This window comes from Gordonia sp. JH63, from assembly GCF_009856645.1.
GTDB classification, from domain to species: domain Bacteria; phylum Actinomycetota; class Actinomycetes; order Mycobacteriales; family Mycobacteriaceae; genus Gordonia; species Gordonia hongkongensis.
Genome location: NZ_CP047235.1, coordinates 3,988,396 through 4,012,356 on the forward strand (window position 1 = coordinate 3,988,396; position 23,961 = coordinate 4,012,356).

Genomic DNA, 23,961 nt, shown 5'->3' on the forward strand with positions numbered 1-23,961 from the left:
GTCACGGCGCGCCATCCAGAACCCGGAGGGCGTTGGTGCGGAGCTCTCCCAGCACGTCGCCGAGGGCGTCGGGCCCCGACACCGCGAGGCCGGGCAACAAGCTCATCAGCGCGGTGGTGAGGGCAGAGTCCGGGTCAGGGAGTGCGGCAGCCATCGCATCACTGATCGACGACAGCACCGCGAACGTTACCTGCGCATCCTGATGTGCGGCCGCCACCGCATCCGGCTCTGCGGCGGTGGCACGGGCCACCAGATCGGGGAGCGAGACGGCGCGTTCGGCGTCGGCGATGTCACCGGCCGCCGCCTGTTCGGCCGCGGTGACGATGTCGATGTCGCCCACCAGCACCTGCGGGTTCTCCGACACCTCCTCGAGTACTCGCAGGTACCGCTGCGCATAGCTCTCGACCGTGTTCTTGGTGAAGATGTCGGTGGCATAGATCAACTGGCCCGTCATTGAATCAGCGTCCTTTGCTGCCGGTGCACCGAAGTCGTTCGGGAACAACGTGAGCTGGAGATCCACCTTGGCTGGGGTCAACTGCTCGGATACCGGTGCGATCGTCATCGAGTCCATGTCGAGCGAGGGGATGGTGAAGTTCTGGTAGGCGAACATCACCTGATAGATGGGGTTGTAACTGGTGGGCGGCGAGGAGAGAACAGATGACACGATCGTATCGAACGGGATCTCGGCGTTCGCCATGTCCGCCAGGTCCTCGTCGCGGACCCGCTGGAGGAGCTCGGCGAACTTCTCTTCGTCCTGGAGCCGCGACCGCAGGGCCAGGGTGTTGACGAACATGCCGACCATGCCGTCGAGTTCTGGCTGACCCCGCCCGGCGAACGGGGTGCCGATCACGATGTCGCGCTGGGTGGTCAGCCGGCTCAGGAGCACCACCAGTGCGGTCTGCATCACCATGAACAGTGTCGCGTTGTGCTGGCGCGCGACCGCCTCGAGCTTGTGCACCAGGCCGCCGTCGATGTCGAAGCGCACCTCCTCGCCGACGAAGGACGGCGTCCGCGGGCGGGGACGGTCGGTCGGCAACTCCAGCCGGGCCGGCGCGTTGTGGAGCCGGTCGGCCCAATAGGCGAGCTGTCGGTCCGCCTCGGTCGTCCCGTCGGGCCCGGGGACGGCGAGTGCCTCCTGCTGCCACAGCGTGTAGTCCAGGTACTGGACCGCGAGCGGCTGCCACTCCGGCCGGCGGCCGGCCACCCTAGCCGAATAGGCGGTCATGACATCGGTGGCCAGTGGCAGCATCGAGGCGCCGTCCGCGGTGATGTGGTGGACGACGAAGACCAGGATGTGCTCGGTCTCGGTGAGTCGCAGCAACATCATCCGCAGCGGCGGGGCGATCGTGACGTCGAAGCCACGGCCGGTGAACTCCGCGATCACCGGCACGGGGTCGCCATCGACGTCGACGACGCTGCGCTCGAGCAATTCGAGTGCCGCGTCTCGGTCGAGCACGAGTTGGATCGGCTCGCCGTCGATCAGCGGATAGCGCGTCCGCATCGACTCGTGGCGGTCGATGAGGTCCTCGATGGCGCCTCCGATCGCGTCGGTGTCCAACTGTCCCGACAGGCGCAGCGCCATCGCGACGTTGTAGGCCGGCGACGCCGGATCGGCCCGGTTGATCAGCCACATACCGCGCTGTACCGCAGAGAGCGGTGCAGTCGTCCCCCGCTGCCCGGCGACCAGGCGCGGTCGCCGCGACGGGGCGTCATGCGCGTGGTCGTGTGTGAACGCAGCCAGCTCGCGCACCGACGGGGCGGCGAAGACCGTGGCCACCGGGATGTCGATGCCGAGTTCGGCAGACAGGCGTGCCGCGACCTTCGTCGCGCCCAGCGAGTTCCCGCCGAGATCGAAGAAGGACTCGACCACACTGACCTCGTCCATGCCGAGCACGTCGGCGAACACGACCGCGATCGCGGCTTCGGTGTCGCCTGCGGCGGGAACGAAGTCCGCGGTCTCGATCACCGGCGCGGGCAATGCCTTTCGATCGACCTTCCCGGCCGGGTTGAGCGGCATGGAGGGAAGCGGCATCCAGATCGACGGGACCATGTACTCGGGAACGGTGCCGGCCAGATGCGTCTGGGCGTCTGCCGGGGCGACGGTGTCGGGAGAGTAGTACGCCACCAGACTCTGCCCGGCCGACAGATCGGCGACCGTCACCGCCGCATGCACGATGTCGGGGACCGACATCAGGGCCGCCTCGATCTCGCCCAGCTCGAGCCGCTGTCCGCGCAGCTTGACCTGGAAGTCGTTACGACCGAGGTACTCGATCTCACCCGCCGCGGTCCATCTGGCAAGGTCGCCCGTCCGGTACAGACGCGCACCCGGCGGCCCGAACGGGTCGGCCACGAACCGCTCGGCGGTGAGGCGTCCCTGCGAGGCGTATCCGCGCGCGAGCTGGATGCCACCGAGGTACAGCTCGCCGGGAACGCCCACCGGTAGCGGGCGCAGGCGGCCGTCGAGGACGTGGGTGGTGCTGTTCGGTACCGGACGCCCAATGGGCACCGTCACCTCACCCGCTCGCACCCGGTGCGTGGTGATGTCCACCGCCGCCTCGGTCGGTCCGTAGAGGTTGTGGAGTTCGGTACCGGGCATGTTCGTCACGACGACGTCCGCGACAGCCGCCGACAACGCCTCACCTGACGTGAACATCAAACGCATCGAGGTCAGCTCGCGAATCCCCCTGGTACCCAGGACATCGACGAACGCCGACAGCATGGACGGCACGAAGTGAACCGTCGAGATCCGGTGATTGTCGATCAGATCGGCGAGGTAGAGGGGTTCGCCGTGCCTCCCGGCCTCGGCGATGACCAAACGCGCGCCGACCATCAGCGGCCAGAACAGCTCCCACACCGAGACATCGAAGGTCACCGGGGTCTTCTGCAGCACGACGTCGGACGCGTCGAGTCGATGGTCGGCCTGCATCCAGGCGAGCCTGTTCACGATGGCTGCGTGGGAGACGGTCACGCCCTTGGGCCGCCCCGTCGATCCCGAGGTGAAGAGTGTGTAAGCGGCATGATCGCGACCGATCAGACCGTGCCGCTCCTCCGCCGTCACCGGCGGAGTCGTCACGTCGACGTCGCCGCTGCAGTCGACGGTCTCCACGGCGACGGACTCATCGAGCAGGCTGATCGCCGCGGGGGTCTCGCCCGGTCCCACGAGCACCATGCCGACGCCGGCCGTGGCGATCATGTACTCGGCTCGCTCAGCGGGCGCCTCCACATCGAGCGGCACGTACTGGCCACCGGCGGTGACAACGGCATGAATGGCGACCAGCAGTTCGATCGACCGCGGAATACACACGGCCACAGCTGTATCCGGGCCGACGCCAGAAGCGATGAGCGATCGCGCAAAGGTGCTGACCCGCGCCGAGAACTCGTCATAGGCGACCACTCGATCGCCGAACACCAGGGCGGGCGCGTGAGGTGTCTGAACCGCTTGAGCTGCGACCGCATCCGGTATCAGGCGGGGTTCGACGTCAACGACCATCCCAGACGACCATCCGCGCACGGTCTCGAGCTCAGCCGCGGGGAAGCGGAACACATCGTCGACGCGGGTGACACCGGTCGCGCCGTGCGCGTCACCGATGACCCGGAGAATCTCGAGGTAGTAACCGGCCAGTCGCTCGACGGTGGTGCGATCGAAGAGATCTCGGGCGAAATTGAACGCGATCGACACCTGTCCCGCGTAGGGCCCCGACTCGTCGTACTCGATGACGCTCAGCGAGAGATCGTATTTGGCGAACGACGTGCGCGCGTCGAGAAGATCGAGCCCCGATTCGGCGTCCAGGAGGTGGACCACCTGATCGTGCTGGAGCACGAGTTCGACCTGGAACAGCGGCGAGTGCGCCCGGGACCTGCGAGCCCCCACTGAGTCGACGACGAGCTCGAACGGGACATCGGCGTTGCTCAGGGCCTGCGCGCGGGTGTGGTGGACGGAGTGCAGCAGCGACGCGATCGTATCTCTCGGATGCACGCGGGTGCGAAGTACGACCGTGTTGACGAACATGCCGATCAGGTCGGCCAGTTCCGGCTCGTCCCGTCCGGCGACCGCGGTGCCGATCGCGATGTCGTCGGAATCGGCGAGCCGTGACAACATCACAGCCAGCGCCGACTGGAAGACCGCGAAGATGGTGACACCCGACTCCGCCGCAATAGCACGCAGCTTCCTCACCGTCGGGGCGTCGAGCCAGGTGTCGAGATGCCCGCCCGCGCCGCTGGGCGCGACCGGCCGCGGCCGGTCGGTCGGGAGGTTCAGCACCTCCGGCATACCGTCGAGTTCGTTGCGCCAGAACGAGATCTGACGTCCCGCGAGAGTCGAGGCGTCCCGCTCGTCCCCAAGCAACTCCCGCTGCCACAGCGCGAAATCCGCATACTGGACCGGCAGCGCCGACCATGAGGGCACCGCACCGTGGAGCCGCGCGAAGTAGGCGGTGAGGACATCCCTGATCAGCGGACCGAGGGAAGCGCCGTCACCGATGATGTGGTGCATCACCAGGACCAGCACGTGCTCCGCGCCCGCGGCGGCCCCCGCAACTCGCAGCAATCGTGCACGGATAGGGTATTCAGCGGCGAGATCGAAACCTGCGGAGGCGAATTCCGCGACCGCATGGTCGACGTCGGCAGGCGTGACGTCGACAACAGACACGCCGGTGGCTTCGGCGGCCTCCCCCGGGGGGTGGATCAGCTGGAACGCTTCGCCGTCGTGATCAGGGAAGGTGGTGCGCAACGGTTCGTGCCGGGTGACCACATCGGCGATGGCGGTCGCCAGAGCATCGATGTCGACCTCAGCGCCCAGGCGCACCGCCCCGGGGATGTTGTACGCGCCGCTGGCCGAGTCCAACCGGTTGAGAATCCACACGCGTGTCTGCGGATGAGACAGCGGGATTCGATCCGGACGGACGACCTCGGACAGCCGCGGCCGGATAGCCTGATCACCTTCCGGCACCCGGGCCGACGAGATGAGTTCGCCGATGTCCCGGCTCTCGAAGATGTCGGTCAACCCGACCTCGATGCCGCCTGCCGTGCGCAGGCGCGACGCCAGGCCGGCCGCCACGAGGGAGTCGGCACCGAGCGCGAAGATGTTGTCGCGCAAGCCGAGCCGTTCGACCCCGAGCAGTTCCTCGATCAGTGCGACGATCCTGATCTCGAGCGGTGTCGACGGCGCCACATACGGGGTCTCCTCGTCGCGACCCACCACCGGCGCCGGGAGCGCTTTCCGGTCGAGCTTGCCCGAGCTGTTGACGGGAAACTCTTCGAGAACCATGATCGCGGTCGGCACCATGTGTGAAGGCAGCCGTCGGCGGCACCAGTCGAGCGCTTCCCGCTGGTCGAACCGATCGTCCGCGGCCACCAAGTACGCCACGAGCATCGGTGACGCAGACAGGTCGGTCCGCGCCACAACCACGGCACCTTCGACAGCGGGGATGTCACCCAGAACGGATTCGATCTCGCCGAGTTCTACGCGCTGGCCGCGGATCTTCACCTGGAAATCGGACCGGCCGAGATACTCGAGCTCACCGGTGTCGTTCCAGCGCACCAGATCTCCAGTCCGGTACATACGTCGCGGTGAGTCGGCGTATGGGTCGGCGATGAACGTACCTGCGGTCAGGCCAGGACGTCGGACGTATCCAGTGGCGATCTGGGCCCCGGCCAGATAGAGCTCGCCGGCGACACCCGTGGGCACGAGTCGCAGTGCAGTGTCCAGCACGTACACATCGGAATTGGCCACCGGACGACCGATCGGAACCGGTCCCCGCCTGCGGTCGACCACGTGTCCGATGATCTCCACCGCAGCTTCCGTGGGACCGTACAAATTCACCAGTTCCGCGTCGGAGTGCTCGTACACACGATCGGCGAGCTGCCTCCCCAACGCCTCACCCGAGGTGAACACCCGACGCACGGACTCACCAAAAATCTGGGTTCGGCCCGATGCGGTCACCACTTCGACGAACGTATGCAGCATAGAGGGGACGAAGTGCAGCACGCTGATGCGCTCATCCTCAATCAAACGTGACAGATACTCGGGGTCGCGATGACCTCCGCCCCGGGCGATCACCATCGACGCGCCGGTCTGCAACGGCCAGAACAGTTCCCACACGGACACGTCGAATGTGAAAGGAGTCTTGTAGAGAACAGCGTCGTCCGGAGTGGCAGGAAAGTCTCGCTGCATCCACTCCAACCGGTTGATGACCGCGGCCGCGCCGACCTCTACGCCCTTGGGAGTGCCGGTGGACCCGGAGGTGAAGATCACGTATACGGGGAGGTCGGCCTCGCTGTCTATCAGCACTTCGGCGCCCGATCGTCCGGGTATCCCGGAGCGCTGATCGAAACCGACATCCGACAGGTACCCCTCGTCGATCACAAGACGCGGAGCGGCGGTGTCAAGGATGTGCGTGCGCCGTTCGGCGGGTTGCAACGGGTCCACGGGGACGTACGCGGCACCTGCCGTGAGCACCGCGTAGATCGAAACTACCTGAGGAACACCACGATCTAGGGCGACGACGACCCGATCACCGGTCCGGACGCCGTCGTCGACGAGCTGCTGTGCCAGTTGGTGCCGCAGTGCGTCGAATTGTTGGTATGTCCACGTCTTCCCGTCCGCTACCAGCGCAACCGAATCCGGCGTCTGGCGAACCTGCGAAGTGAAATCGTCGAGCAGCCGTCGGCCGCGAAGACGCCAGCGGCGCCGCACTCCGGCACCAAGCTGGATCAAGGAGGAATTCTCCTCGGGTTGAAGTAACTCGATGTCGGCGACATCCACATCGACGTCTTCGACGAAACGTCCGAGGAACTCGACGAACCGCGCATGGTGCGCTTCCATCTGCGACGGGGTGTACAGATGCGGATTGCCGTGCAGGTCAACCACGAGAGGCGCACCGGGACTGGACTGGTACAGGTTGATCAGCAGGTCTTCGAGGATCCCGGACGTCAGGATCCGATACTCCATTGTGGTGCCGTCGATGGCGACCTCGTCGTCGAAAAAGACCATGTTGATGGTCGGACCGAAGGACACCGAACCGGCGTCGAGTCCCGCGTCGCGCCTGATGTCGTCCGAGCGGTAGCGCTGATGGCGCAGGGCGCCGGTGAGTTCGAGCTGTGCGGCGCGGATCAGATCGCGGCCGGAGTGCGTCGAGACATCGCGCAGCCGGATCGGCAGCACGTTGGACAGCATCCCGCCGGCGGCCTTGATCTTCGCCGTGGAGCGGCCGGTCACCGGCAGGCTCATTACGATGTCGTCGGTTCCGGCCATCCTTGAAAGGAAAGCGCCGAATGACGCGGTCAACACCACGGCCATCGAGCTGTTCAGTTCGGCCGCGAGTTGCTCGAGGCGTAGCTGTAGGCCGGGGGCGAGTTCACCGCCGGCGACGACATTGTCGAATGACAGAGGCGCCGACGGGATCGCCGTGGACAGCGTGACCCGCTCGGGTAGGTCACCGACACGTTCCATCCAGTGCTGGCGGTCGGTCTCCCGGCGCGAGCTCGAACGGTAGGACTCCTCATAGGCCACGATCTCTGCCATCGTGGCCGGCGCCTTGTCACGAGGCTCGTCGCCGCGACGCAGGGCGTTGTAACGGTCGACGGTGCGGCGCATGATCGTCAGCGCGGCGTAGCCGTCGATGATGATGTGATGGGCGCGGTTGTACCAGAACGTGCGGTCGTCCGCGACCTTGACGATTGCTATGACGATGAACTGGTCGCTCAGGAGATCGACGGGGCGGCGATACTCCTGTTGCATCCACTCGAGCGCGGCGCCCACCGGGTCTGGTCGGTCCCGGAGATCGATGATGTCGACGTGCTGATCGAAGTCGATGTCGACATACTGCATGGGGATGCCGTCGACTTCGGTGAGTCGAACGTAAGGCGATTCGACCAACTTGCCCACCTCGACGCAGCAGCGCGCCAGCAGGTCGACATCCAGCCCACCCGGCTCGTGCCGGATGTCGACGTACTGAGCGATGTTGACCGAGTAGTCCGGTGACAGCGACTCGGCAAACCACATGCCGCGCTGCGCCGCGGTGAGCGGAAGCACCTGATCGGTCCCGTCTACGTCACCCGGCGTATCAGCACGGTAGTCGGCGATTGCCACGTCCTCTGAACACTCCCTCGCTAGTCCTGCAGTCGATCAGACCTCACGACACTGCCGTTGGTAATCGTTCAGACCCTCCACACCGGACGTCGACACAGAATATCCATCCTATTTCACGCGAGGGGGCCTCATGAAATCGGGACGCAGGGTCAGCCTCTGAGAATGCCATCGCCGTACCCACCTTCCTTGTTACGCCCCTCGGCCTCGCCGCGCGCGTCGAGATTATGGTGTCCCGACCGCGTCGCATGCTACTCACGGCCCGCTGACCAGCGGCGATCTGTTGTCGGCGAAAGGTACCAGGTCGGGCGACCTTTCTGCCGGAGCCATTCCTGGTGTCATTCGTTACCCCGACGGTATGGGATCGATTCCTGGTCATCGGTCCCTCGCGGCTTTCCTATAACCGCGAAGAGCCGGATAGATGGAAATGCCCAGGATCACCACAGTCCACACCGTGACCTTGATCAAATTCTCGGCGATGGGGCCACCTGCCGCGAGTGCCCGCATGAGTTCGATGGCCGGAGTCATCGGTTGATTCGCCACGATGGGTTGCAGCCAGGTGGGATAGGCGCTGACGGGTGAGAAACCGGAGTTGAAGAACATCAGCAGACTCGACGCGAGTCCGAGATACGGAACGATCGGGGCACCGGGGCGCGCGCTGACGGCCAGCGCAAGAGTGAAGGTCGCGAACGCCGCACCATAGGCGAGCGCGACCAGCACCAGTCCGATAGCCGGACCCAATCCCTGCGTAAATCGGAAGCCTATGAGGTGGCCGGCGGCGAGGAGGATGAGCGTCGTCACGAGGATGCGCACCAGTTCGGACATCACCCGTGACGTCAGATCCGCTGCTCGGTGGATCGGCAGGACATACAGCCGGGCGAGCAACCCGGTGGCCCGTTCCCGGTTCAAGCGAGTCGCCGAGGCGATGGAACCGAACATGGCGCCGACCAGGATGACCAGCGGCACCGTGCCGTAGGCGCTGTTCTGCCCGGTCGCCGACCCGATCGCGTCGCCGAGCACCACCTTGAACATGAGCATGCTGAGCGCCGGGAACAGCAACGCCTGCAGCAGCGTCGGGAAGTCGCGGGCGAACACCAGGATCTGCCGGCCCGCGAGCGGGAGACTCTGCCGCCACCACGCCCGGAACGACGACTCGGGCGGAACCTCGGTCGGCGCGGTTGTCAGGAAGTGCCGGCGTGCTGCCGAGGTGGAGACGGAGCCATTGACATCGACGCCCGTCATCCGCGCGTCCTCCGCGTGCTGATCGCCAAAAAGACCAGCGCGACCGCGGCCAGGCCAGCACACCACCACAACGACGGTTGCAGCTGATGCCAGGTCGCCGTCCCGGCGTCGAGCGCCCGCATCGAGTCGGCGAACTGCGAGATGGGCTGGTTGCGCACGAACGGCTGGATCCACTCCGGGAACTGCTCCAGCGGCACGAAGCCGGTGGACATCATCCCGAGAATCAGTGTCGGCAGAGCGAGTGCCTGGCTGGTGGCCTCCGGGCTGCCTGCGACGAGCCCAAGCCCGTCGGCCGCCCACGAGAACAGGGCGCCGATCAGGAACGCCAGCCCGAACAGCCCGACGGTTCCCCACAACCCTCCGCCGGGACGCCACTCGATGATCAAGCAGGCGACGGCTGCACAGGTCAGCGAGATCACCAGAAGGACGGCGTTGGTGGCCGTCCTCGCCAACATGGGAATCACCGGCGACATCGGCATCACCCGAAAACGGGTGTTGATCCCCTGCACTCCGTCGAAGGCCGCGCGCATCGCCGCCGACGAGGCGGCGAAGTTCACCGACTGCAGCACGATGATGGGCATCAGGAACTGTCCGTAGTTGATCCCGGGCGCAACCTCGACGATGCTCCGCAACGGCAGATAGAAGCAGATCGCGAGGAAGGCCGGGGAGACGAAGGCAAAGATGACCTCGCCGCCCCTGAACACCTTCGAGATCCCCCGGCCGGACAGCGCCCACCACTGTTGGACCGGTCGCACCCGCGGCTCGAGCAGCGTGGCCGATCCAGACGACGCCGCCCCCGATCGCAGTACGTCAGAAGTCGTCATGTCAGGTGGAGCTCCGGTCCCGCCGCGGGTCGGTCAACGCCAGGAACACCTCGTCCAGCGATGGCCGCCGAATCGCGACGTCGGACAGTTGTATGTCGGCGGACGCTGTTCGCCGGATGACCTCCACCAGGGTGTCAGGACCACCGGGCGCCGGTACGGCGACGAAATGGTCGTCGTCGTTCTGCACGTGTCCGCCGATGAGGTCGGCCAACGTGTTGCGCAACCGGGCGAGGTCGGCGGGGTCGGCCGGGGTGACCTCGCAGTACGCCGGTCCCGTCGACGCCTTCAGCTCGTCAGAAGTGCCCTCGGCGATCACTCGTCCCTTGTCGATGACGACGATGTTGTCTGACAACACATCGGCCTCTTCGAGGTACTGGGTGGTCAGCAGGATCGTGACACCGGAATCCCGGAGCTTCTCCACGAGGCCCCACACCTCTTGCCTGCTGCGCGGGTCCAGTCCAGTGGTTGGTTCGTCGAGGAACACGATCTTCGGCGCGGTGACCAGCCCGCAGGCGATGTCGATCCGACGTCGCATACCGCCCGAGTACTCGCGGACACGCTTGCTACCGACATCTGTCAACGAGAACGCGTCGAGCAATTCATCGGCACGCGCACGTGCGGCCGACTTGTCGAGGCCGAGCAGCCTGCCGAACAGAACCAGGTTTTCGCGGCCGGACAACGCCTCGTCCAGCGCGGCGAACTGCCCGGTCAGCATGATCGACTTCCGGACCGAGGCCGCGTCGTGTGAGACGTCATGACCGTTGACGGTGGCGGTGCCGCCGTCGGGTCTGAGCAAGGTGCAGAGCATGTTCACCGTGGTGGTCTTGCCCGCCCCATTGGGCCCGAGCAACGCGACGATGCTGCCCGCCGGGACGGTGAAACTCACGTCCTCCACGGCGACCATGTCCTTGAACTTCTTGTGCAGGTTCCTGGCTTCGATGGCGACGGCCGCGGAGCCGCCGGGCGCCTGTTGTCGTACGGGTTCGGGAACCGGGATCGCGACGGTCTGCGACTCCAACCCGTCCACCGGTGCCGTCTGCCACTCGGGTACCACGCGGGCAGCGGAGCCGTTCGGTGCCGGTGGGACAACGTGTCCGTTACGTTCGACAGGCGCAGGCGCGGACGGGACCGAGTACTCGTGCTTGGTGAGTGGCGGAACCTGCGCCGCGTCGATGGGGCCCGTGGTCACCAGAGCCGCGGGCTCATCCTCGATCGGCCCAGAACCGGTGAGCCCCGAATCGGTGGGCGTCGGGTCAGCGGCCGGGATGTCGGCGGGCGGAGCCGACACATGGCCGTTGGGCGAGAACTCACCCGTCGCGGCGTCCTCGACCGTGGCGGCGGAGGGGTTCCGGCGCTCGGTGCGCCAGCGTCGCAACTGTTCCTCGACGGGGTCCGGAAGCGCGAACGGGTCTTCGGGCAACGGCGGAAGCGGCGGGTCCTCCCGTTGGTGGCGCGGCGCGTAGGACGCGACAGAGGGTCGCTGACCATTGGCCTCGGACATGACTTCCTCTACTCGTCGGGAACAGGAGTACTACGGGATGAGTGGTGGCCATTCTGCATTCAGCCACGAGTGGCGGTCACCGCGCGATCTAGCGCCGAGCATCCATGACAACAAACTTACGCACGAATTGGCACCAGAGCCGTCATTCGCATGCTCTGTCGCGTCGGATTCGCAAAAAGTTACGGAGCTCACTCGACCGTTCAGAATGCGCTCCGGGGACCTACCCCTACCACCCACGGGGCCACCGGGCGGGCACCGCGACCCCAGAGCGATCGCTGATCACGGCCACCCACCATCCACAGCCCTTGCTCTGGAAGAGTGTTCCCATGACCACCACATCCCCGGAGCGCGAGGCCCTCACCTGGCAGCTCCACGGAGTGGCCTGCCGCGAGCTCGCCCAGCAGGTCGCCGACGACGCGTTCGTCCCGGACATCATCCTCGGCATCGCCCGCGGCGGCCTGATCCCGGCCGGCGCGCTTGCCTACGCCCTGGACTGCAAGCTGATGATCTCGCTGAACGTCGAGTTCTACACCGGCGTCGGCGAGACGCTGTCCGAACCGGTGATGCTGCCGTCGCTCCTCGAGTCGAGCGGCCTCACCGACCAGCGGGTTCTCGTCGTCGACGACGTGGCCGACACCGGCAAGACCCTCAAGCTCGTCAACGACTTCTGCCAGGAGCAGGGCCGGGTCGCCGAGGTCCGCAACGCCGTGCTCTACAAGAAGCCGCACACCATCACGATCCCCGACTACACCTGGCGGACCACCGACAAGTGGATCGACTTCCCCTGGTCCGTGCAGGGACCGATCGCGGCGGCCCAGCGATGACCGCGGACAAGACCGGCGCCGAGAGCACGGTGCGCGACAATCCCGCCGAACGTCGCTACGACATCGTTGTCGAGACTCCCGGCAGTGAGACGTTGGCCGGCTTCGCCGAGTACCGCGACCGCGTCTCCGGCACTCAGGACGCTGGGACCGCGCGGGTCTTCTTCCACACCGAGGTCGATCCGGCATTCGGCGGACGCGGTCTCGCCACGATCCTGGTGACCGAAGCCCTCGACGATGCCCGGGCCCGCGGTCTCACGATCGTGGGAGTGTGCCCGCTGGTGGCCTCGTTTCTCAGAAAGCACCCGGAATACGACGATGCGACCGCTCCGGTGACACCCGCCGTCCTCGACTGGCTACGCAGCACCTGACGGCCCCGTCCACGCGATACGGCGTTCACGACTGCAGACGCATCTCGACAGGCTCGGTCGCCTGATCCGAGTGGTCTGTCGCTGCCACGACGCCGTCGTGGCCGATGTCCACTCGCCGCGACCAAGATCCCGCGTTGATCACGACCGAGCCGAGGAATGTTCGTCCAGGCGGGAGAATTCGCGCGGTCACCGTGGCCGGCCCGGGCTCGATGCTGTTCAGCAACTCCACGAGAACTGCGCGCACGTGCCCGATCGCGCGGTCGCTCTCGTCCAGGACACCGTCATCGAGCAGTCGCACCGACACGCCGTGCCGGCGTGCGGTCCACACCACTTCTCGCACTTCGTCGCAGTCCCAAGCCGGGGCGCGGATGGCGTCGCGCAACTGGGCCTCGGTCAGCCGCGCATCCACGACGTCCGCGGGCGCGAAGTCGTCTCCGTCGGCGATCCGTTCGAGTATCGGTCTGGCCCGGGCGTCGAGTCCTCGCATCTGCCGGTCGTGCTCAACCGCGGCCGCATCCGCCGCAGCCTTTTCCGCTGCTCGGGCGAACGCCTGCTCCCGGATGTTGCGGATACGCTCGGGCATCGGGGTCGCCATGAGGGCGAACAGGGTCGCGATCATGAGGACCGGGTACCAGTAGACCGTGCTCGAAGCGCCCACCCCGGGGCTGATCCCCGTGACCGCCCCGCCGAGCGCGGCAAGCGCCGTCCCACAGGCTGCTCCCAGCCACGCCACGACAGGACGCCCGTGCAACGCGACGAGCACGAGGATGATGGCGAGAGCCGATGTCACCGGCGTCGTCTGGATGGTCATGTAGGTGTCGCGCGGCAGACTCACGAGCGAGATGCCGAGGCCGCCGACACCCAGCACAGTGACGAGTGCTGCCTGCGCGATCGGCAGTTTCGATCTTCGGTAGCGCATGAGCAGTATCGCGGCGCTCACCATCATGGCGAACCCGGCGGCGAGCGCGAACCATGTCGTCGACATCCTGACCGTCCAGCACGCCGCGACCGTCACCGCGACATGGACACCGGCGTACAGGCCGAGCGCGCGCTGCAGGAGAGGGGAACCGAGACCGAACAGGTTCACCGCCGTGTCGTCCAGGTCAGCCGAGGCCCCCGTGACAGATGACGGGTGATCACTTGTCATGGTCGCCGCCACTCGAGACTCACGACGGTCCCCTGCCCGGGTGCGGAGTGGACGTGGGCGACGCCACCGGGCAGTCTGTCCATCCGGCCCCGGATCCCACCCGCGATACCGAATCGCCGTGCGTCGACGGACTCGGGATCGAAACCCGCGCCGTCGTCGATCACGTCAATGCAGACGGACAGTTCATCGATGACCATGCGCACGTCGCATCGGGAACCCGCGCCCGCATGTCGATACCAGTTGCGGGTCGCCTCTCCGACACAGTCGGACAGGACATCGGCCAGATCCGTGGAATAGTCCCCTCCGCCCGAGACCTCGTCGATGAAGCAGACCTCCTCGCTCGTCGCGGTCGCGGAGCTCCTGATTCGCGCGACAAACCCCTCTGCGTCCAGTGTTGCGGGCTCGGCGATACTGCGGTCGAGTTCGTGTAGCGCAGATCGCGCCTGCGTCGCGAGTCGCGAATCCGCCGGTCCCGCGCGCACAGCGAGGAGGGTGGCGATCACCCGATCGTGGATGAGAGCCGCAAATCGTGCGCGCTCGGCTTCCTGAGCTGCGTTCGCGGCAGACGCCGCTGTCTGTTCCAAGACCACCGGATGCCGATCGTCGAGCCACTTCACATTCTGAACAGTCGCGATCGCGATCGTGAGGAACACCCCGGCGAGGGCGATCGAAAGCGGTGCACTGAGCAGTTCGACCGGCCTGATCTCGCCATGTCGAGCGACCTGGTTCGCGGAATGCACGAGAAAGGTGTTGGTCACCAGAGCGGCAAGCGCCAGGCGAGTCTGCGACATGATGACGAGCGCGAAGCTCGGCACCGATGGAAACTGCAGCATCCACACGGCCCATCGCGCATCGTCGTCGGGCTCGCCCCTCCACGCCGCGAACCAGAGCATCGTCGCCAACATGAACCCGGTTGCGCAGCCGGTGGCGAGCATCTCGAGATGTTTCGGCTTGTCGAGGAGTGTGGACATCACCATCGCAACAGCCGGCCCGGCGACCAATGCCACGCTCACCGGGGTCCACCACACTGCGGCGAGATCGGCCCGCGCAAGAGCGACCGGGGCCATCAACGCGCAGAACAGGAGAAGTCCGCACCCGATGAAGCGGCACCCGATCCGCTGCAGGCGGGCAAGGTCGGAGTCGTCCTCGCGCTCGCCACTGAACAGGTCGCGGAGGAACCGTGCGCGCCTTCTCCAGTCGGTCTTCCTGACCGATGGTGTCCCAGCCCCGGCACGACCCTTGGCACTCGAGAATAATCCCGTCACCGGATGTCCCCAGCGGTCATCGCGCCGGAAGCGTCGACACCCCCCGTTCCGCCATCGAAGTCGAGTCTGATCAGACCGATTCGAAGTCTCGCGTCCACTCCGACCGACGCGAGCGCGTCGCGACCCGGTGGTTGGATGCGTACCGTCACGCGGCCGTCCTCGACCTCGTCCAGCAGCTCGGCGACCGCGTTCGCCAGCCGTTCGCGCGCCACGGCCGCGTGCGCGTCGTCGAGCGCGGCCAGCCCGCCGTCGTCGAGCAGAACGACGCGCACACCCCGCTGACGCGCCCGCCACGCCGCGTCCCGGACCATCGGGAGGTCGAGCCCGGAGGCACGGATGCCGTCGCGTAATTGCGCCTCGAGCAGCCGGGCCGTGGCCACCTCGTCGGCGGTGAGGGTCTCGCGGCGCGCCATGCGTGTGAGGACGGGGCGTGCGCGTTCGTCGAGAGCGGCGAGACGTCGGTCCCGCACCTCGGTGGCCGCAGCGGCGGCGGCGTCGAGCGCCGCCTGGCGTTCGTTGGCCTCGCGTAGTTCGTAGATGTTGCGGGCCATCGGGCGCAGCATGACGGAGAACAGCGACCCCATGATCATGATCGCGTATCCCGGCAGGGTGATCGACAGTCCCCAGACCGCTCCCGCGGTCGAGACGGCGCCCCACACGCCCGCGATGACGCTGATGCAACCGCTCGCGAGCCACGCCGCCAGGGGACGACCGCGCACCGCGACGAAGGCCAGGATGATCACCGAGGCCCCCATCGGCGGCCCGGTCTGCATCACGTGCGACGGCGGCGACGGCAACGAGAACAGCGTCACGGCCACGGCCGAGACGGTCATCGCGGCGATGACGGAGGTCGTCGATCCGGGCAGCGGATCACCGGGCGAATCGAGGATCGTCATCCCGGCCACGACGAACAACACGAAACCGGCGAACACCCCGGTCCACTGCCACCACCCGGTGATGGACGAGTCGGCATAGAGCGTCACGGCGAAGTAGCCGCATGCGAACGCGCCCATCATCAGCCACAGGGGCCGCGACCCGATGCCGAACGCATTGACGACCTCGCCGCGTTCGGCGTCGTCGACGCCGCGAGAACACTCTCGTCTCACGGCCGCTCCCATCGGATCTGAACCGTGGTCCCCCGCCCGGCGCGACTGTGCACCCGCGCGTGGCCACCGGGCAGCCTCGCGAGACGACCGCGGATGCTCACCGCGATTCCCAGCCGGCCGACCGCCACCGACTCCGGATCGAACCCGACGCCGTCGTCGACGACCGCCATGCTCAGGGCGTCGGATGCCAACTGCACGATGACGGCGCATTCGGCATCGTCCCCGGCGTGGCGCAGCACGTTCCGCAACGACTCCGACATCGCCTCGACGACCGCATCGAGGACCTCGACGGGATACGAGGCCGGCTCGGCACGCCGAACCTCCACGGCGTCCTGGTCACCGGGGTCCTGGTCATCGGCGTTCTGGCCACCCACGACCTCCACGTCGAATCGTTCGGAGATGTCGGCGGCGGCCAGCCTGATGCGCCGGACCACCTCGACATCCGTCACGGTGTCCGCATCCCCGGGTCCCGGCACCCGGGCGAGTTCGTCGAGGGCCGACGCGGCCTGGGCGGCGAGCCGCTCGTCGGGACGCCCCGGCCGGACGGCCAGGAGTGAGGCGATGACCCGGTCGTGCACGATGGCGTCGAACCGCTCTTTCTCCACCTCGCGGGCCGACGCCGCGGCCACGTTGGCCGCGGTGCGGTAGGTCTCCTCACGCGTCTCGTCGAGCTCTCGGCCGGTGCGGGTCGCGACCAGCACGACCGCGAGGAAGACACCGGTGAACACCAGCGACCACAGGATCTCCACGGGCGCATCGGAAGTCACCTCACCGAATCGGCCGAGCTGCTGGGAGATGTGCGCGAGGGTCGACGACACGAGCAGACCCGCCACTGCGAGACGCGGCCGCACGAGCATCAGCACCATGCTCGGCATACCGCAGAAGGCGACCATCCACTGCGCCGAGTCGTCGGGATTCGTCAGGGTCGTCCCGTTCCAGGCCACGAACCACAGACCCAGGCCGAGGATGTACCCGGCCCAGGTCGTCAGGGCGAGCGGGGTGAGCCACGCCGTGCCCGGTCGAAAGGTCGCCGCGATCACCAGGATTCCTGGTCCGACCGACAGCAGGATGCTCAGCGGTGGCCACCAGGCGTCGGTCAGCGGCGCCGAGGCGAGGATCGACGCCGCGGAGACCACGGGGTAACCGATGAAACCCAGGCCCAGGAAGCGGGCGCCCACCCGGCGGACGCGGTCCAGATCCGGCTCCGCCGAATCCGATTCGAATGCGCGCCGCACCCACGCGGGTCGTGCGGGGGTGTCGCCGCTCGCGAGATCGGTGGTGGGCATCGCGTCTCAGCCTCACACCGTCCGGCTCGACCGGTCAATCCCCTGTTGAGACCAAATACGACGAAACCGGCCCGCTCCCTGTGGGGAACGGGCCGGTGACGGTAGAACTCGTTGGGAGAGGGCTTACTTGGCCTTCTCCAGCACCTCGACGAGACGCCAGTGCTTGGTCGCCGACAGCGGGCGGGTCTCCATGATCCGCACGCGGTCACCGACGCCGGCATCGCCGTTCTCGTCGTGGGCCTTGACCTTGCTCGTGGTCCGGATGATCTTGCCGTAGAGCGGGTGGCTCTTACGATCTTCCAGCTCGACCACGATGGTCTTCTGCATCTTGTCGCTGACCACGTAGCCGATGCGCTCCTTGCGGCGTGCGCGCACCTCGGTCTGGGTTTCGGTCACCTTCTGGTCCTCACTCACGCGTCATCACCATCCGGTCCGGACGCCAGGCCCAGCTCCCGTTCGCGCATCACGGTGTAGATACGCGCGATCTCGCGACGCACGGTCCGCAGGCGACGGTTGTTGTCGAGCTGGCCGGTGGCCATCTGGAACCGAAGGTTGAACAGTTCTTCCTTCGACTCTTTCAGGCGATCGACCAGATCAGCGTCGTTGAGCTCACGAAGCTCGTTCGCAGCAACTCCGAGTGCCATCAGAACTGCTCCTCTCTGGTCACGATCCTGGTCTTGATGGGGAGCTTGTGCTGCGCGCGACGCAGGGCCTCGCGAGCGATCTCCTCATTCGGGTAGGTCATCTCGAACAGCACGCGACCCGGCTTGACCGGGGCAACCCACCACTCGGGCGAACCCTTACCCGAACCCATGCGGGTCTCGGCCGGCTTCTTGGTCAGCGGGCGGTCCGGGAAGATGTTGATCCAGACCTTGCCGCCACGCTTGATGTGCCGGTTGATCGCGATACGAGCGGACTCGATCTGACGGTTGGTGATGTACGCGCCTTCCAGAGCCTGGATGCCGTAATCGCCGAACGTCACCTTGGTGCCGCCCTTGGCCTGCCCCTTGAGGCTGGGGTGGTGCTGCTTGCGGTGCTTGACCCGACGTGGGATCAACATGGCCTAGCCCTCCTGCTTCTCAGCCGCACCAGCGGTGGCCTCGGCGGGAGCGGCTTCGGCCGCGCGAGCGGCGTCGGTGCTCGTCGCAGTGGTGCCCGAGGCACCGCTACGCCGGGGCCGGCTGGGCCGGCGCGGACGGCGATCCTCGGCTGCCGGAGCGGCCGCGGCCAGCTCACGACGTCCACCGACGATGTCGCCCTTGTAGATCCACACCTTCACGCCGATCCGGCCGAAGGTGGTCTTGGCTTCGTAGAGTCCGTAGTCGATGTCGGCGCGCAGCGTGTGCAGCGGCACGCGACCCTCGCGGTAGAACTCGCTGCGGCTCATCTCAGCGCCGCCCAGACGACCCGAGCACTGGACCCGGATGCCCTTCACGTTCGGCTGACGCATCGCCGACTGGATCGCCTTGCGCATCGCGCGGCGGAACGCCACACGGTTGCTCAGCTGCTCGGCGACGCCCTGGGCCACCAGCTGGGCCTCGGACTCGGCGTTCTTGACCTCGAGGATGTTCAGCTGGACCTGCTTACCGGTCAGCTTCTCCAGGTCGCCGCGGATGCGATCGGCCTCGGCGCCGCGGCGACCGATGACGATGCCCGGACGCGCGGTGTGGATGTCGACGCGAACCCGGTCACGGGTGCGCTCGATCTCCACCTTGGCGATGCCGGCCCGCTCGAGCCCCGTGGAGAGGAGCTTGCGGATGGCGACATCCTCTTTGACGTAGTCCGCGTACTGCTTGTCGGCGTACCACCGCGACTTCCAGTCGGTGGTGATGCCCAGACGGAAGCCGTGCGGGTTGATTTTCTGGCCCACTACTAGGCTCCCTTCTTCTTCGGCTGACGCGAACGGCCACGGCCGCCGGCTGCCTTCTCCGGCAGGCTCTCCACGACCACGGTGATGTGGCTGGTGCGCTTGCGGATACGGAACGCACGACCCTGCGCGCGCGGCTGGAAGCGCTTGAGGGTCGGGCCCTCGTCGGCGAACGCGGTGGCGACGACCAGGGTCCGGCGATCCAGATCCAGGTTGTTCTCCGCGTTGGCCACGGCACTCGCCAGGACCTTGTACACGGGCTCGGACGCCGACTGCGGTGCGAACCGCAGGATGTCGAGCGCCTCGTCCACGTTCTTGCCGCGGACCAGGTCCAGGACACGACGCGCCTTCATCGGCGTGACGCGCACGAACTTGGCGGTCGCCTTTGCTGTCGGATTATCGGTCTGCGTAGTCATTACCGGCGCTTCGCTTTCCGGTCATCCTTGATGTGACCCTTGAAGGTACGGGTGGGGGCGAACTCGCCCAGCTTGTGCCCGACCATCGAATCCGAGATGAACACCGGCACGTGCTTGCGGCCGTCGTGGACGGCAAAGGTGTGACCGATGAAGTCGGGAATGATGGTCGAACGACGGGACCAGGTCTTGATGACCTGCTTGGTGCCCTTCTCGTTCTGGACATCCACCTTCTTCAGGAGGTGGTCGTCGACGAACGGGCCCTTCTTGAGGCTGCGTGGCATTCTCTTACCTCCTCCTGTTATCGCTTGTTCTTGCCGGTACGACGGCGGCGGACGATCAGCTTGTCGCTGGCCTTGTTCTTGCGGGTACGGCCCTCGGGCTTGCCCCACGGGCTGACCGGGTGGCGACCACCGGAGGTCTTGCCCTCACCACCACCGTGCGGGTGGTCGACCGGGTTCATGACGACACCACGGACGGTCGGGCGCTTGCCCTTCCAGCGCATACGGCCGGCCTTGCCCCAGTTGATGTTGCTCTGCTCGGCGTTGCCCACCTCGCCGACGGTGGCGCGGCAGCGCACGTCGACGCGACGGATCTCGCCGGAGGGCATACGCAGGGTGGCGTAGGTGCCTTCCTTGCCCAGCAGCTGGATCGACGATCCCGCGCTGCGGGCCATCTTCGCGCCGCCACCCGGACGCAGCTCCACGGCGTGGACCTGGGTACCGGTCGGGATGTTGCGCAGCGGCAGGTTGTTGCCGGGCTTGATGTCGGCGGTCGAACCGCTCTCGACGACGTCGCCCTGCTTCAGGCCCTTGGGCGCGATGATGTAGCGCTTCTCGCCGTCGACGTAGTGCAGCAACGCGATCCGCGCGGTGCGGTTCGGGTCGTACTCGATGTGAGCGACCTTGGCGTTGATGCCGTCCTTGTCGTTGCGACGGAAGTCGATCAGACGGTAGGCGCGCTTGTGGCCGCCACCCTTGTGACGAGTGGTGATACGGCCGTGAGCGTTTCGGCCACCACGCCCGTGCAGCGGACGCACCAGCGACTTCTCCGGGTGGTCACGGGTGACCTCGGCGAAGTCGGAGCCGCTGGCCCCACGACGACCCGGGGTCGTCGGCTTGTACTTACGAATAGCCATGAGTCTCTAGTCCTTCTCTGGGCGCCCCGGTCAGCTGACCGAGCCCCCGAAGATCTCGATGGGCTTGCTGTCTGCGGTCAGCGACACGATGGCGCGCTTGGTGGACTTGCGCTGGCCGTAGCCGGTGCGGGTCCGCTTGCGCTTGCCCTGTCGGTTCGCGGTGTTGACGCTGGCAACGCTGACACCGAAGATCTTCTCGATCGCGATCTTGATCTCGGTCTTGTTGGACTCCGGGTGCACCAGGAAGGTGTACACGTTGTCCTCCATGAGCCCGTAGGACTTCTCCGAGATCACGGGCGCCAGGATGATGTCGCGCGGGTCGGCAACGGTCGCCATGTCAGGCCTCCTCTGCTGTCTTCTCGACGGCAGCCTTGGCATCCGCCGTGTTCTGCTCGATGAAGGCATTGAGCGTCTCGACGCTGAACACCACCTCGTCCGAATCCAGGACGTCGTAGGTGTTGAGCTGATCCGGCGCGATCGGCAGCACGTTCTGCAGGTTCGCGACACTCAGCCACGCCGTCAGGTCCTCGCGGCCGAGGACGACCAGGAACTTGCGGCGATCGGAGAGGCTCTCCAGGAACTGACGCGCCGACTTGGTCGAGGGCTTCTGCCCGGAGACCAGTTCGGTGATCACGTGGATGCGCTCGTTACGAGCGCGATCGCTCAGCGCACCGCGCAGTGCGGCCGCCTTCATCTTCTTGGGGGTGCGCTGGCTGTAGTCGCGCGGCTGCGGGCCGTGGACGGTGCCACCGCCGGCGAACTGCGGGGCGCGGGTCGAACCCTGACGCGCACGGCCGGTGCCCTTCTGGCGGTACGGCTTGGCGCCACCGCCGCGGACCTCGCCGCGGGTCTTGGTGGAGTGCGTGCCCTGGCGTGCCGCTGCCTGCTGGGCCACGACGACCTGATGCATCAGCGCGATGTTGGCCGGGGCGTCGAAGAGCGCGGCGGGCAGGTCAACGGTTCCGTTGGTCTTGCCGTCGGCGGTCTTGACGTCCAGCGTCAGCTTGGTAGCCGTCTCGGTGCTCATTTGGCACCACCCTTCACTGCGTCGCGAACCATCACGATGCCGCCCTTGCGACCCGGGATCGCTCCCTTGATCAGCAGGAGACCGGCCTCGGCGTCCACCTTGTGGACGGTGAGGTTCTGCGTGGTCACCTTGTCGTTACCCATGCGGCCTGCCATGCGCATGCCCTTGAACACGCGACCCGGCGTGGCGCAGCCACCGATCGAACCCGGAGCGCGGTGTACGCGGTGGGCACCGTGGCTGGCGCCCAGACCGGCGAAGCCGTGACGCTTCATGACGCCGGCGAAGCCCTTGCCCTTGGAGGTGCCGGTGACGTCGACCAGCGCGCCGTCGGCGAAGATCTCGGCGGTCAGTTCCTGACCGACCTCGAACTCGGCGACGTCGTTGACGCGGATCTCGGCCAGGTGGCGGCGCGGGGTGACCCCGGCCTTGCCGAACTGACCGGCGACCGGCTTGGTCACCTTGCGGGGATCGACGGCGCCGTAGGCGAGCTGGACGGCCGTGTAGCCGTCACGGTCCGCGGTGCGGAGCTGGGTGATCACGTTCGGGCCGGCCTTAATGACAGTCACCGGGACGACGCGGTTGTTCTCGTCGAAGACCTGGGTCATGCCGAGCTTGGTGCCCAGGATGCCCTTGGTCGAACTCTGATTGCTCATGTGTTATCTCGCCCCCGTCCTACTGGATGTTGACGTCGACGCTGGCCGGCAGGTCGATGCGCATGAGCGCGTCGACCGTCTTCGGTGTCGGGTCGAGGATGTCGATGAGTCGCTTGTGGGTACGCATCTCGAAGTGTTCGCGGCTGTCCTTGTACTTGTGCGGCGAACGGATGACGCAGTACACGTTCTTCTCGGTGGGCAATGGCACCGGGCCGACGACGCGTGCCCCGGTACGGGTCACGGTCTCCACGATCTTGCGCGCCGAAGCGTCGATCGCCTCGTGGTCGTAGGCCTTGAGCCTGATGCGGATCTTTTGTCCCGCCACGCTGTGTCCTCTTCCGTCAGTTGTTCTCGACAGACAAACACCGCGTGATCTGGACCGACCTCTCGCCGGCTGAGCACATGACCACCGTGTGAGATACGGCAATCGACGCTGTTCATCTGTCGTTGTACGTTGGCTCGCACCTGGTACGAGCCGGTTTGCTCCGGCACCCGCGGTCGGGCGTGTCGGGACCGTGAACCGAAATCGGGGCACGCGTTACACGCCCAGTCCCCGTAGACCGGGCCTGGGAGTCATTCACCTGATCGCGACCGCGGGTCTGGCACATGGCACAACCTGCGTCCGCCGGTCAAGGCAACCCGAACAGTATGCATCAGGTCGGGAGCACGATCAAATCAGTGCCGGCGACCGTCGGCCGAACCTTACCTGACCGATGAGTAAGATACCGCCATGAGTTCCACGAACCCCACCTTCGCCCTGCGCAAGAAGCTGCCCGCCAATCCGCTGGGCAACGTCCTCTTCTCCCTCGGCATGGTCGCGAAGGTCCCGTACTTCGGCACCGTCCTGCCTCTCGTGCAGGAGATGGAGCCCGGCTACTGCAAGGTCACCGCGCCCAACTGGTTCGGCGTCCACAACCACATCGGCACCTTCCACGCGATCGCGGCGTGCAACCTCGCCGAGGCCGCGATGGGGATGCTGATGGAGGCCACCACGCCCACCACCCACCGTTGGATTCCCAAGGCGATGCAGTCCAGCTATCTGACGAAGGCCACGACGCGCCTGACCGCCGAGGCGCGACTGGCCGACCCCGTCGACTTCGACGCGATCACCACCGGCACCGACGTCACCGTGTCGGTGAGCATCGTCGACACCGAGGGCGTCGAGGTCGTGCACTGCGACATCACCACCTGGGTGACGCCGAAGTAGTCGCCCC

The 23,961-nt window shown here is 66.6% G+C and carries 22 protein-coding genes; 3 read left to right on the plus strand and 19 right to left on the minus strand.

The window, feature by feature from the left end; translation table 11 throughout:
- Nucleotide 1: 1 nt before the first annotated feature.
- The 4 genes from GR168_RS17675 to GR168_RS23970 form a co-directional block, all read right to left on the minus strand.
- Nucleotides 2–8,089 carry a non-ribosomal peptide synthetase gene (locus tag GR168_RS17675; RefSeq protein ID WP_159371348.1) on the minus strand — a complete coding sequence of 2,696 codons (8,088 nt, stop codon included), beginning with the start codon at nt 8,087–8,089 and terminating at the stop codon, nt 2–4.
- Nucleotides 8,090–8,461: 372 nt separating this feature from the next.
- On the minus strand, nt 8,462–9,328 hold the full coding sequence (locus tag GR168_RS17680; RefSeq protein WP_068970123.1) for an ABC transporter permease: 867 nt from the start codon (nt 9,326–9,328) through the stop codon (nt 8,462–8,464).
- Nucleotides 9,325–10,152, minus strand: a complete 828-nt coding sequence (locus tag GR168_RS17685; RefSeq protein ID WP_159371349.1) for an ABC transporter permease — start codon at nt 10,150–10,152, stop codon at nt 9,325–9,327. Before GR168_RS17685 ends, GR168_RS17680 begins: the two co-directional genes overlap by 4 nt.
- 1 nt (nt 10,153) lies before the next feature.
- Nucleotides 10,154–11,653, minus strand: coding sequence for an ATP-binding cassette domain-containing protein (locus GR168_RS23970; protein ID WP_238994930.1), 1,500 nt, complete (start codon nt 11,651–11,653; stop codon nt 10,154–10,156).
- A 326-nt stretch (nt 11,654–11,979) separates the two neighbouring features.
- Between GR168_RS23970 and GR168_RS17695 the strand changes: the two genes are divergently transcribed.
- Nucleotides 11,980–12,477, plus strand: coding sequence for a phosphoribosyltransferase (locus tag GR168_RS17695; RefSeq protein ID WP_159371350.1), 498 nt, complete (start codon nt 11,980–11,982; stop codon nt 12,475–12,477).
- Nucleotides 12,474–12,845: a GNAT family N-acetyltransferase gene (locus tag GR168_RS17700; RefSeq protein WP_159371351.1), complete on the plus strand. Its 372-nt coding sequence runs from the start codon at nt 12,474–12,476 to the stop codon at nt 12,843–12,845. Before GR168_RS17695 ends, GR168_RS17700 begins: the two co-directional genes overlap by 4 nt.
- 25 nt (nt 12,846–12,870) lie before the next feature.
- Here the strand turns inward: GR168_RS17700 and GR168_RS17705 are convergent, their stop codons facing one another.
- The 15 genes from GR168_RS17705 to rpsJ form a co-directional block, all read right to left on the minus strand.
- On the minus strand, nt 12,871–13,992 hold the full coding sequence (locus GR168_RS17705) for a hypothetical protein (protein WP_159371352.1): 1,122 nt from the start codon (nt 13,990–13,992) through the stop codon (nt 12,871–12,873).
- Complete coding sequence (locus tag GR168_RS17710) at nt 13,989–15,257, minus strand: ATP-binding protein (RefSeq protein WP_238994931.1); 1,269 nt, start codon at nt 15,255–15,257, stop codon at nt 13,989–13,991. Before GR168_RS17710 ends, GR168_RS17705 begins: the two co-directional genes overlap by 4 nt.
- Nucleotides 15,254–16,363 carry a hypothetical protein gene (locus GR168_RS17715; protein WP_159371353.1) on the minus strand — a complete coding sequence of 370 codons (1,110 nt, stop codon included), beginning with the start codon at nt 16,361–16,363 and terminating at the stop codon, nt 15,254–15,256. The genes GR168_RS17710 and GR168_RS17715 overlap by 4 nt, the downstream gene beginning before the upstream one ends.
- Nucleotides 16,360–17,649 carry an ATP-binding protein gene (locus GR168_RS17720; RefSeq protein ID WP_159371354.1) on the minus strand — a complete coding sequence of 430 codons (1,290 nt, stop codon included), beginning with the start codon at nt 17,647–17,649 and terminating at the stop codon, nt 16,360–16,362. Before GR168_RS17720 ends, GR168_RS17715 begins: the two co-directional genes overlap by 4 nt.
- A gap of 123 nt (nt 17,650–17,772) precedes the next feature.
- Nucleotides 17,773–18,063, minus strand: a complete 291-nt coding sequence (gene rpsQ / locus GR168_RS17725) for a 30S ribosomal protein S17 (protein ID WP_058252339.1) — start codon at nt 18,061–18,063, stop codon at nt 17,773–17,775.
- The gene (gene rpmC, locus GR168_RS17730) at nt 18,060–18,293 is read right to left on the minus strand and encodes a 50S ribosomal protein L29 (protein ID WP_004020547.1); all 234 of its coding nucleotides are present in this window, start codon (nt 18,291–18,293) and stop codon (nt 18,060–18,062) included. Before rpmC ends, rpsQ begins: the two co-directional genes overlap by 4 nt.
- A complete protein-coding gene (gene rplP / locus GR168_RS17735; RefSeq protein ID WP_004020548.1) occupies nt 18,293–18,709 on the minus strand; it encodes a 50S ribosomal protein L16 in 417 nt (138 codons plus the stop codon). Before rplP ends, rpmC begins: the two co-directional genes overlap by 1 nt.
- A 3-nt stretch (nt 18,710–18,712) precedes the next feature.
- The gene (gene rpsC / locus GR168_RS17740; protein WP_004020549.1) at nt 18,713–19,519 is read right to left on the minus strand and encodes a 30S ribosomal protein S3; all 807 of its coding nucleotides are present in this window, start codon (nt 19,517–19,519) and stop codon (nt 18,713–18,715) included.
- A gap of 2 nt (nt 19,520–19,521) precedes the next feature.
- The gene (gene rplV / locus GR168_RS17745) at nt 19,522–19,932 is read right to left on the minus strand and encodes a 50S ribosomal protein L22 (protein ID WP_004020550.1); all 411 of its coding nucleotides are present in this window, start codon (nt 19,930–19,932) and stop codon (nt 19,522–19,524) included.
- Nucleotides 19,932–20,213, minus strand: coding sequence for a 30S ribosomal protein S19 (rpsS, locus tag GR168_RS17750; RefSeq protein WP_004020551.1), 282 nt, complete (start codon nt 20,211–20,213; stop codon nt 19,932–19,934). The genes rplV and rpsS overlap by 1 nt, the downstream gene beginning before the upstream one ends.
- A gap of 17 nt (nt 20,214–20,230) precedes the next feature.
- A complete protein-coding gene (gene rplB, locus GR168_RS17755) occupies nt 20,231–21,067 on the minus strand; it encodes a 50S ribosomal protein L2 (protein WP_004020552.1) in 837 nt (278 codons plus the stop codon).
- A 30-nt stretch (nt 21,068–21,097) separates the two neighbouring features.
- Nucleotides 21,098–21,403, minus strand: coding sequence for a 50S ribosomal protein L23 (gene rplW, locus GR168_RS17760; protein WP_058252341.1), 306 nt, complete (start codon nt 21,401–21,403; stop codon nt 21,098–21,100).
- Between the two features lies 1 nt (nt 21,404).
- On the minus strand, nt 21,405–22,094 hold the full coding sequence (rplD, locus tag GR168_RS17765; RefSeq protein WP_058252342.1) for a 50S ribosomal protein L4: 690 nt from the start codon (nt 22,092–22,094) through the stop codon (nt 21,405–21,407).
- Nucleotides 22,091–22,747: a 50S ribosomal protein L3 gene (gene rplC / locus GR168_RS17770; protein ID WP_159371355.1), complete on the minus strand. Its 657-nt coding sequence runs from the start codon at nt 22,745–22,747 to the stop codon at nt 22,091–22,093. Before rplC ends, rplD begins: the two co-directional genes overlap by 4 nt.
- Nucleotides 22,748–22,766: 19 nt before the next feature.
- Nucleotides 22,767–23,072: a 30S ribosomal protein S10 gene (rpsJ, locus tag GR168_RS17775; protein WP_003938093.1), complete on the minus strand. Its 306-nt coding sequence runs from the start codon at nt 23,070–23,072 to the stop codon at nt 22,767–22,769.
- 405 nt (nt 23,073–23,477) lie between these two features.
- Between rpsJ and GR168_RS17780 the strand changes: the two genes are divergently transcribed.
- Nucleotides 23,478–23,954: a hotdog fold domain-containing protein gene (locus tag GR168_RS17780; RefSeq protein WP_159371356.1), complete on the plus strand. Its 477-nt coding sequence runs from the start codon at nt 23,478–23,480 to the stop codon at nt 23,952–23,954.
- Nucleotides 23,955–23,961: the final 7 nt, after the last annotated feature.

Coding starts and splice junctions, on each gene's coding strand:
- GR168_RS17680 (WP_068970123.1), bottom strand. CDS start 9,328: ATGACGGGCGTCGATGTCAATGGCTCCGTCTCCACCTCGGCAGCACGC.
- GR168_RS17685 (WP_159371349.1), bottom strand. CDS start 10,152: ATGACGACTTCTGACGTACTGCGATCGGGGGCGGCGTCGTCTGGATCG.
- GR168_RS23970 (WP_238994930.1), bottom strand. CDS start 11,653: ATGTCCGAGGCCAATGGTCAGCGACCCTCTGTCGCGTCCTACGCGCCG.
- GR168_RS17695 (WP_159371350.1), top strand. CDS start 11,980: ATGACCACCACATCCCCGGAGCGCGAGGCCCTCACCTGGCAGCTCCAC.
- GR168_RS17700 (WP_159371351.1), top strand. CDS start 12,474: ATGACCGCGGACAAGACCGGCGCCGAGAGCACGGTGCGCGACAATCCC.
- GR168_RS17705 (WP_159371352.1), bottom strand. CDS start 13,992: ATGACAAGTGATCACCCGTCATCTGTCACGGGGGCCTCGGCTGACCTG.
- GR168_RS17720 (WP_159371354.1), bottom strand. CDS start 17,649: ATGCCCACCACCGATCTCGCGAGCGGCGACACCCCCGCACGACCCGCG.
- rpmC (WP_004020547.1), bottom strand. CDS start 18,293: ATGGCACTCGGAGTTGCTGCGAACGAGCTTCGTGAGCTCAACGACGCT.
- rplP (WP_004020548.1), bottom strand. CDS start 18,709: ATGTTGATCCCACGTCGGGTCAAGCACCGCAAGCAGCACCACCCCAGC.
- rplV (WP_004020550.1), bottom strand. CDS start 19,932: ATGACTACGCAGACCGATAATCCGACAGCAAAGGCGACCGCCAAGTTC.
- rpsS (WP_004020551.1), bottom strand. CDS start 20,213: ATGCCACGCAGCCTCAAGAAGGGCCCGTTCGTCGACGACCACCTCCTG.
- rplB (WP_004020552.1), bottom strand. CDS start 21,067: ATGGCTATTCGTAAGTACAAGCCGACGACCCCGGGTCGTCGTGGGGCC.
- rplW (WP_058252341.1), bottom strand. CDS start 21,403: ATGGCGACCGTTGCCGACCCGCGCGACATCATCCTGGCGCCCGTGATC.
- rplD (WP_058252342.1), bottom strand. CDS start 22,094: ATGAGCACCGAGACGGCTACCAAGCTGACGCTGGACGTCAAGACCGCC.
- rplC (WP_159371355.1), bottom strand. CDS start 22,747: ATGAGCAATCAGAGTTCGACCAAGGGCATCCTGGGCACCAAGCTCGGC.
- GR168_RS17780 (WP_159371356.1), top strand. CDS start 23,478: ATGAGTTCCACGAACCCCACCTTCGCCCTGCGCAAGAAGCTGCCCGCC.